At 55.8% G+C, this 267-nt stretch carries 1 protein-coding gene; it reads left to right on the top strand.

The window, feature by feature from the left end:
• On the top strand, positions 1–259 hold a 259-nt coding region (locus tag KZZ04_RS19500), incomplete at its 5' end, for a hypothetical protein (protein WP_219423928.1).
• Positions 260–267: the final 8 nt, after the last annotated feature.

Raw genomic sequence — 267 nt, 5'->3', positions numbered from 1 at the left:
CCACGGCAGTCTCGCAACGCCAATGGAGGTGCGCGGCATGCCGGCTTACGTCGATGATATTCTCGCCCCAGCTGCGGTGCTCAATGAACTGGCAGCGTTAGGGGTTGCTGAAGTAGCCACACTCTTCGAACACGTTGGCCAAGTCAGCGTTGCCAACTCTTTTTGGAAACGAGTTCGGCAACATCGTATCCAAGCACTTCATCTTCGGGCGCTCGAAGGTGCGAAACGTGCACAGTCGTCCCGATCTCAGCAGCCTTAGTCTTCAAA

Source organism: Pseudoalteromonas sp. CR1, from assembly GCF_019392235.1.
Lineage (GTDB): Bacteria > Pseudomonadota > Gammaproteobacteria > Enterobacterales > Alteromonadaceae > Pseudoalteromonas.
The sequence above is the reverse complement of the archived record's forward strand: the minus strand, read 5'-3'. Positions and strand labels throughout refer to the sequence as shown.